The 7,380-nt window shown below is 35.4% G+C and carries 9 protein-coding genes; 4 read left to right on the top strand and 5 right to left on the bottom strand.

What is annotated here, in order from left to right; genetic code table 11:
- On the top strand, positions 1-134 hold a 134-nt coding region (locus tag K332_RS23840), incomplete at its 5' end, for a transposase (RefSeq protein WP_211237433.1).
- Between the two features lie 680 nt (positions 135-814).
- Here K332_RS23840 and K332_RS24915 read toward each other — a convergent pair.
- The gene (locus K332_RS24915; RefSeq protein ID WP_425414472.1) at positions 815-916 is read right to left on the bottom strand and encodes a DUF7695 domain-containing protein; all 102 of its coding nucleotides are present in this window, start codon (positions 914-916) and stop codon (positions 815-817) included.
- A gap of 562 nt (positions 917-1,478) precedes the next feature.
- Between K332_RS24915 and K332_RS0121720 the strand changes: the two genes are divergently transcribed.
- Both K332_RS0121720 and K332_RS0121715 read left to right on the top strand, forming a co-directional pair.
- On the top strand, positions 1,479-2,138 hold the full coding sequence (locus K332_RS0121720; protein WP_026909367.1) for a TetR/AcrR family transcriptional regulator: 660 nt from the start codon (positions 1,479-1,481) through the stop codon (positions 2,136-2,138).
- Between the two features lie 13 nt (positions 2,139-2,151).
- A complete protein-coding gene (locus tag K332_RS0121715) occupies positions 2,152-2,934 on the top strand; it encodes a CPBP family intramembrane glutamic endopeptidase (RefSeq protein WP_026909366.1) in 783 nt (260 codons plus the stop codon).
- 125 nt (positions 2,935-3,059) lie between these two features.
- Here K332_RS0121715 and K332_RS24630 read toward each other — a convergent pair whose 3' ends face one another.
- The gene (locus tag K332_RS24630) at positions 3,060-4,076 is read right to left on the bottom strand and encodes an N-acetylmuramoyl-L-alanine amidase (RefSeq protein WP_051359590.1); all 1,017 of its coding nucleotides are present in this window, start codon (positions 4,074-4,076) and stop codon (positions 3,060-3,062) included.
- Between the two features lie 127 nt (positions 4,077-4,203).
- Complete coding sequence (locus tag K332_RS0121700; RefSeq protein ID WP_245604797.1) at positions 4,204-4,896, bottom strand: threonine/serine exporter family protein; 693 nt, start codon at positions 4,894-4,896, stop codon at positions 4,204-4,206.
- Positions 4,897-5,202: 306 nt separating this feature from the next.
- Between K332_RS0121700 and K332_RS0121695 the strand changes: the two genes are divergently transcribed.
- Positions 5,203-5,625: a hypothetical protein gene (locus K332_RS0121695; RefSeq protein ID WP_026909364.1), complete on the top strand. Its 423-nt coding sequence runs from the start codon at positions 5,203-5,205 to the stop codon at positions 5,623-5,625.
- Positions 5,626-6,066: 441 nt separating this feature from the next.
- On the opposite strand, the gene K332_RS0121690 is transcribed toward K332_RS0121695, so the two are convergent.
- Positions 6,067-7,089: a nuclease-related domain-containing protein gene (locus K332_RS0121690; RefSeq protein ID WP_026909363.1), complete on the bottom strand. Its 1,023-nt coding sequence runs from the start codon at positions 7,087-7,089 to the stop codon at positions 6,067-6,069.
- Positions 7,090-7,170: 81 nt separating this feature from the next.
- The coding region (locus K332_RS24335) for a hypothetical protein (RefSeq protein WP_211237432.1) at positions 7,171-7,380 on the bottom strand (210 nt) is incomplete at its 5' end.

The following is a 7,380-nucleotide window of genomic DNA, read 5'->3' as shown; positions in this document are numbered from 1 at the left end:
GCTTTTTAGAAGGTATAAATAATACCACTAAAGTTCTAAAAAGAAATGCTTACGGGTTTAGGAATTTTAAGCGATTCAGAGCAAAAATCTTATTGAATCGTCAGTATAAAGGAATTGGGTTACAAATAGGTTAGGGTGGAGACATAAAATCACCACCCCAACATTTGACTTAGAACCTTTTAAATTAGGCTTTTTATATAAGAATGGTGTCCTGCATGCTGGAGGCGGAATGTTGGATATGGGTGGTATGTGCGGCATGGTGTAATAAGGGTCTAAGAACCTTATTACATCAACCTTTAACCGTATCATTTAACCTTTTGGTGTCCGAAATAGTGACCGTTATTAATCGATAAGATTTTCAGAGAGACCTTTCATTAAGTTACTAAACTTTTAGGAAGCCTCTTTTTTAATATTCTTTGTAATATGTGCATATTGGGTAGAGGTGTTTTTTATTGTTCCTTTAGTTTTTTCTTGATTTATCCAAAGTAAAGATAAACAACATACAATGCTTGTTTAACTTCTAATAATCAATCAACTCGTTTAATTAAAAATTTATTTGTAAGTATTCAAATTCCTAAAGCTACACTACTAAGGCTGTAATCATAAAAGCAATATATAAAAGAGTAAGTGTGATAACAGATAATAAAAATACTTTAAATTTTTCCACATTCTTAACTCCTTTTCTTCAATTTTTCTATCGGTAATTACATTTTACCTTGTAAAATAATAGTATAACAAATAAATAAAAGAATCGTCTCGTAAGTAACAAAATTAATTTATGTTACTTCGGTTATAGATTATAAAAAGGATAATTTCACCACTCTAAGTATAACTGAAAGTCATGAGTAGTTTTTGATTCGATTATATCTCCACAATGTATACAACGTATTCGATTTCTTTTTAATTGTTTCTTCATCGTTATGCCACAGCTACTTTCTCTAAGTATAATAGTATATTAAAATTAATGTAACTTTGTTGTACATAATAAAATTTCTTTAAGAAGCGATTTTTAATAGTAGAAATTATTTAATTAATTGTTGGTTTGTGAAAAAGAGTACCTAAATTGACGAATAGTTTAGTTGGATAAGGAAGGCGTTACTAATGTATAAGTTTAATCCAGATAGATTTGAAAGGAGAAAGAGGCAATGACTTATAAAACAGAAGTACAAAAAATTTATAAAAAGATCGCACAACAAATGGGGATACAAGCACCGCCTTAAAAAAATGGTGGAAGTAATAACGAAAACGAAATGCTGTTTTATTAAAGATCTATTACCTCTTTAGATTGGATTGTCTAAAGGGGTGTTTTTATGTTTAAGTGTAGAACTTTCAACAAGATGAATTCACTAATTTACTTATTTTTAGTTTCAAAAGGTATATATTTTCACAATATTTCAGCTTGAATATTGACAATAAGAGGTTTGTAACTCACAATAAAAATGACACTATTGTCATTTTTATTGTGTAAGGAGGAAATTATGCCTAAAGTAAGTCCTGAATATGTAATAAAAAAGAAAAACACCATTTTAAAAGCAGCTTTATCGGTATGTGCAATTAAGCCACTCTATGAAATTACGATGAGAGATATCATTAAAGCGTCCGGAGTAAGTCAAGGGGGTATTTATCGCTATTATTCAGATTTAGATGAAATACTTGTTGAAATCATTAATCAAGCGAATGCAAATGCCGACTATAAGCATTCTGTAGATACGATTATTGAAAATAGCGATGCTCCAAAGAAGAAGATAGAAAAGCTGTTTACCTTTCTCGGTGAGTACATGAAAGAAAACTTATCAACGGTTGGTAAAATTCAATTTGAACTAACAATCCTATTTGCGAACAATCCTGAGAGACAAACAAAAATTTTGCCCCATATTACAGAAAACGAAAGTGGACAATACTTGGTCGAGCAACTATTTAATACCATTCATGAGGGTATTTCTTTCGGGATCTTTCAGCCTGAAGTACCACTTGATGATTTATTTACTTTTATAATGACTTCCATTGATGGAATTGTAAGCAATGTTGTTTTACAAAAATGTTATGGTATGTTCCAAAATGAACAAGCACTTTTTGACGAAATTCGACTAATGAAGACTCTATGCAAGTCTGTACATACATTGTTGGGATGTAAATAAGGAGGAAACTTAATTGGGGAAAGAAGTAGGAAGGTATCTATTCTATACATTTTCTTTGTCGTGGATATGTTGGGGCAGTTTAGTAATTTTAACCCAATTCGATTTGCTTAAGTTTGGAACTGCACTATCAATGATATTATTTATTCCTGGCGGTCTCGCACCTTGTATTACAGGAATTTGGCTAAAAAAGAAGTATAGTTCTAAAGAAGAATTCAACTCGTTTATTAGTAACATAAAAAATTATAGACATCCATTAGCCTGGTATTTATTTACCGTTGGACTAGCGTTTCTTGCTTGTTTTTTGCCAACTCTTTGGGGAGGAGCATCTATGGAGGCGCCCCTGTATCTAGCATTAATTTATCTCCCAGGCATGATTATTGGAGGTGGTTTGGAGGAAATAGGCTGGCGCGGGTATTTACAGCCTACGTTGCAAAAAAGTTGGTCGTCTTTCACAAGTACGCTCATTGTGGGCAGTATTTGGGCAATATGGCATCTGCCATTGTGGTTCATAGTTGGTTCAAATCAAATGAGTATGAATTTCCTTTGGTTTGCTGTAAGTGTTTTGGTATTGTCTTTTTTATTGACCGTTATTTATTTAACCACAAAAAGTATTTTTCTATGTATTATGTTTCATGCCTTAATTAATTCATTCTGGGAAGTGTATATTCCAGATACAAATGTTATGTCTGCGTTATTTACGCTTTTATTTGCCTTGGTTATTTTTACTGCATTTAATTTCTATCGAAAGAAGAAGAACACTAAAGAGCAACATTTTTTCATGGATAACAATGTTTAAGCTTCTGCTTTTAAGTGCTCTTAATTAGAAACATATATAATATCATATTAACAAAATAAAGCCAGTATACAAACATAAGAAAAAGGCTTCTCATCAGTTTTCCAAACTTTTGAGAAGCCTTTTTTCTATTCATTCACTAAATCCATCAAATGGTTCCAGTCAAACAAAGAACCAGGATCTGTCTTCCGGTCTGGTGCGTATTCGTCATGCCCAATAATATGATCTCGATCAAGTGGTATCGTACCATAGAACGTCGAAATATCGACCAGTAATTCTTTTAATGTTTCATATTGCTCCGCTGTATATCCAATATGTAAGGGGTCAATCGTATCATAGTGTTCTTCTGACATCATTGACGCCATTTCTTGTTTTGTTCCTATCGCCAGTAACTCTATACCAATAGAATAAGCATTTAATTTATTATTATAAGTAGGATAATTACTTAAGCTACCCTTGCCAGCATGATAGGCAACACGGTCCTCGGAAACAAATTGGTAAACTTGTCCAGAACGGTCAATAACGTAATGTGCAGATACACCGTAATCTTTAAATATATTATATATATCCCGAACCTGAAACGGGTTCTCAGGTTTTGCTAGTACATTACTACTAAAGTGAATCACAGCATGGGTGATTGGTGTGGTCCGATTCTCTGATACCTGATCAGGCAAATACATTTTATTCATGGACTTCAAAGAAGAAGCTTGTCTAGTTTTTGCATTTTTCTTCTCGTTAGAAGCGGCCTGCTTAGTTTCTGCATTTTTCTTCTCGGTGGAAGCAGCCTGCTTAGTTTCTACTTTTTTCTTTTCGTTAGAAGCGGTCTGCTTGATTTCAGCTTTTGTCACTTCAGAAGAAGCAGTTTGCTTGGTTTCTGCTTTTTTTTCTTCAGGAGAAGCAGTCTGCTTGGCTTCAGCTTTCTTCTCTTCAGGGGCAGCAGTCTGTTTGCTATCTTCTTTTTTGTCTTCAGAAGCAGTAGTTTGTTTGGCTTCCACTTCTTTCTCCTCAGTTGAAGATACCTGGTTGGAAATTGCGTTTTCTTCCTTAGGTTCAGCTTCAGGTTCTTCCTCTATGGCTTTTGCGGTGTTACAAGCCACTAAAAATACTAATGTTACAATCATGATGACTTTCCAAACTTTTTTCATTCGTCACACTCCAATATATACTCATTATTAATATCGGAGAAAATGGAAATAATATTAGCTTTTCCTAGAGAACTTAGTTTATAGGGTGCGTAGGAGGAATGAAAATGGCGCTAATTGAATTCACATTTTATACAAACGCCAACACCACCGCAATACCCGCACCAATAGCAAAAGCTGTCAACAATGCTTCTACACCTTTTGATAACCCAGCAACCAAATGACCTGCCAATAAATCACGCACAGCATTGGTAATATGAAGCCCAGGTACAAGGGGCATGACTGCACCAATAATGATCTTGTCCTGCTCCACACCCAAGCCCGTATGTATAAAAATCATAGCTAGAATTCCGACAATGAAAGCTGCAACAAACTCCGAGATGAAGCGGATTTCCACAAGCTTATCAAACCATAAAAATCCAACAAACCCAATTCCACCAGCCACGGCAGATGGAAGGAAGTCAGCCCAAATTCCACCAAACATAATGGTAAAGCAGCCACTAGCAAGCGCAGCAATAAAAATCATAAGCTTATTGGAGTAAAGAACTTGCAGTTTTTCCAATTGCTTCAATGCATGATACGCCTCATCCATATTCAACTCTCCCGCAGCAATTCTCCTGGAAACACTGTTAACTTCTGCAATTTTATTTAAATCCGTAGTCCGTTTCACAATTCGCATCATATTCGCCGGCTCCGCCTGGTCAATGGAAAAGTAAATTCCCGTTGGTGTTGCATAACTTTGCGGATTTACCACACCAAACGCCCGTGCTATCCGATTCATCGTATCCTCCACACGATATGTCTCCGCACTACTCTCCAGCATAATTTTTCCCGTTAGTAAACAAAGCTTTGTGATATGCTCATTTTTATCCAAAATCTAATCAACCCCGTACAGTATTTTCTGTTCCTATTATAGTCGGGATTGGAGGGAGATGGAAGTTTTTGAGATGAAATAGTTGGAGTATACAGTTGGTATGAGAAATCACAAGTTCTCTTCTGGAAACTATGTGCCCTTTCAGCGATACCATACACAAGTTAATCTAAAGCATCGGTAATATTTATTTTCACAATTATTCCCCCTTTCTCATTTTAAATATGTATAATTAATCTCGAAAGGATGAATACGAGTATGAAATTTATTAAATACTTTCTTATCATTATCATTATTCTAGGGGGTCTTGGTTACGGTCTCTATTATTTTGGAACAAAAATTGCTTCTGAAAAAGTAATGGAGGCACTGACTGCTGAATTAGAGAATAGTGGGGAAATGGAAAACATCAGGCAAGCTATAGAAAATGACCCCGAGCTCCAGGCGTTTATAAATGATGCAAAAACAGTTGATGAAAATACATTGCCATTTACTTCAAAAGAAGAGGCGACACGAGTAATCGTTAAAAAATTTGGCATATCAGAAATTAAAGACCTACAAGATAGAGTTCAAGAAGGGCAAGTATCTAAGCAGGAAATCCTTCAAATAGTTGATGAAAAGTTAACCGAAGAAGAAATCACAGCGTTGAAAGTTATAGCTTATAAAGAACTCTATAATAAATAGACCCATCCATTCAGAGAATATGATTAAAAGCTCGCTTATCACTTTGCGAGCTTTTCTTCTTTCCTGAAATTAAGGAAGAAGTATTAGCTGTATCTAGGAACATCCGCCACATTTTGAAATTATCCGCCGAAAACTAGAAACATCCGCCACATTTTGAAATTATCTGCCTAATTCTAAGAACATCCGCCGAAGTCAGAGAACATCGGCCAAATTCCCGAAACATCCGCCGAAGTCTGAGAACATCGGCCAAATTCCCGAAACATCCGCCGAAGTCTGAGAACATCGGCCAAATTCCCGAAACATCCGCCGAAGTCTGAGAACATCGGCGGAATTCCCAGAACATCGGCCTCATTTGGAATTTATCCGCCAAAATCTAGAAACATCCGCCACGCCACTTCTTGAAATTGTCGGTTATTGTTCACCCCTATACTCCAATAACACCTACGAAAATACTGATTTCTTTTTAATTGGTGTGCTAGAATTCTGAGGGAAATCAGGTAGTTTTGGTGCATGATATTTTCTTGCACTATTTTTGCCAGTTTGTTTTAGAGGCATGGATTGTAGCATTCGATAAACTATTTTGTGGGAGTCAATTTTTATTAGGTTTCTACACTCTTTATTAGTTATGGTTGGACTTTTAAGAAGAAAATAGTCTAGTATCTTTCTTTCATGTGCATTTTTTTCTGTTTGCCCACAATTGGAGCAGTACCAAGTTTGCATTTTATAGATCATGGGATAGTGTTCGCAATGTTCACAACCTATTCCATCAATAAGAAAATCATCGCTAATATCATATTGTTTCAATAGATCAGGTTTGTGGGGAGTGTTTTCCTTTAACAGAAGTCTATTCAGCTTATTGATAGTTTCACGATTGATTACTGTTTGAGAATAGCGTGAATACATTCGATCTAATATGGAAGGTAGCGTTTCAAGATGGATAAACTTATCACTGACATCAAGGTCACCTTTGAATGAAAGAATTGTCGATGGATTACTTAAAATAGAAAGTGTTTCAATAGGAATTGGTGGAAAACGATGCTTTTGCAGCCAGGTTGTTAATTGGAGCTTTTGCGTAGCGGCTTGTAAAATTGGACTTTTATAACCTTTCTTTTTTGTTCCATCACTTTGAGTTAGCTGGTGAGAATCGGAATCATATTCAACTTCCTTTGCAAGATTCTTAATTTCTAAAATTAATATAAACATATTTGTAACAATTAACGTGTCAGTTTGGAAATGAAAAGGACCAACTTTTAAGCGGATGCCTTGAAAAATGGAGGCGTTATTATGGGGATAAATGGATACAGTGTAATCGGCATTTTTTTCACCGCGATATCCAGCGAGGTAATTAGAATAATCATTTAATAGGATTTGATTATTTCTGTATTGTGGCTTTAACCACCGAAAAAGTGCCTCATAACAAAGAATATTGTATGGTTTAACACGAAACAACTTTATTTGATGCAAAATATCACTCCTTTTATTTTCTTAGTATGTAATTCTACATTAATATACAAAAATCCTCTTTAATTTCAGAAAAACTTTCACTTACTTTTTATTAGGGACATCGGCCAAATTCCCGGAACATCCGCCGTAGTTTGAGAACATCGGCCAAAATCCCGAAACATCGGCCAAAATCCCGAAACATCGGCCAAAATCTGGGAACATCGGCCAAATCCTCGAAACATCCGCCGAAGTTTGAGAACATCGGCCGAAGTCAGAGAACATCAGCCAAAATCCCGGAACATCCGCCGAAGT

It is taken from the genome of Paucisalibacillus globulus DSM 18846 (assembly GCF_000482485.1).
GTDB classification, from domain to species: domain Bacteria; phylum Bacillota; class Bacilli; order Bacillales; family Amphibacillaceae; genus Ornithinibacillus; species Ornithinibacillus globulus.
The sequence above is the reverse complement of the archived record's forward strand: the minus strand, read 5'-3'. Positions and strand labels throughout refer to the sequence as shown.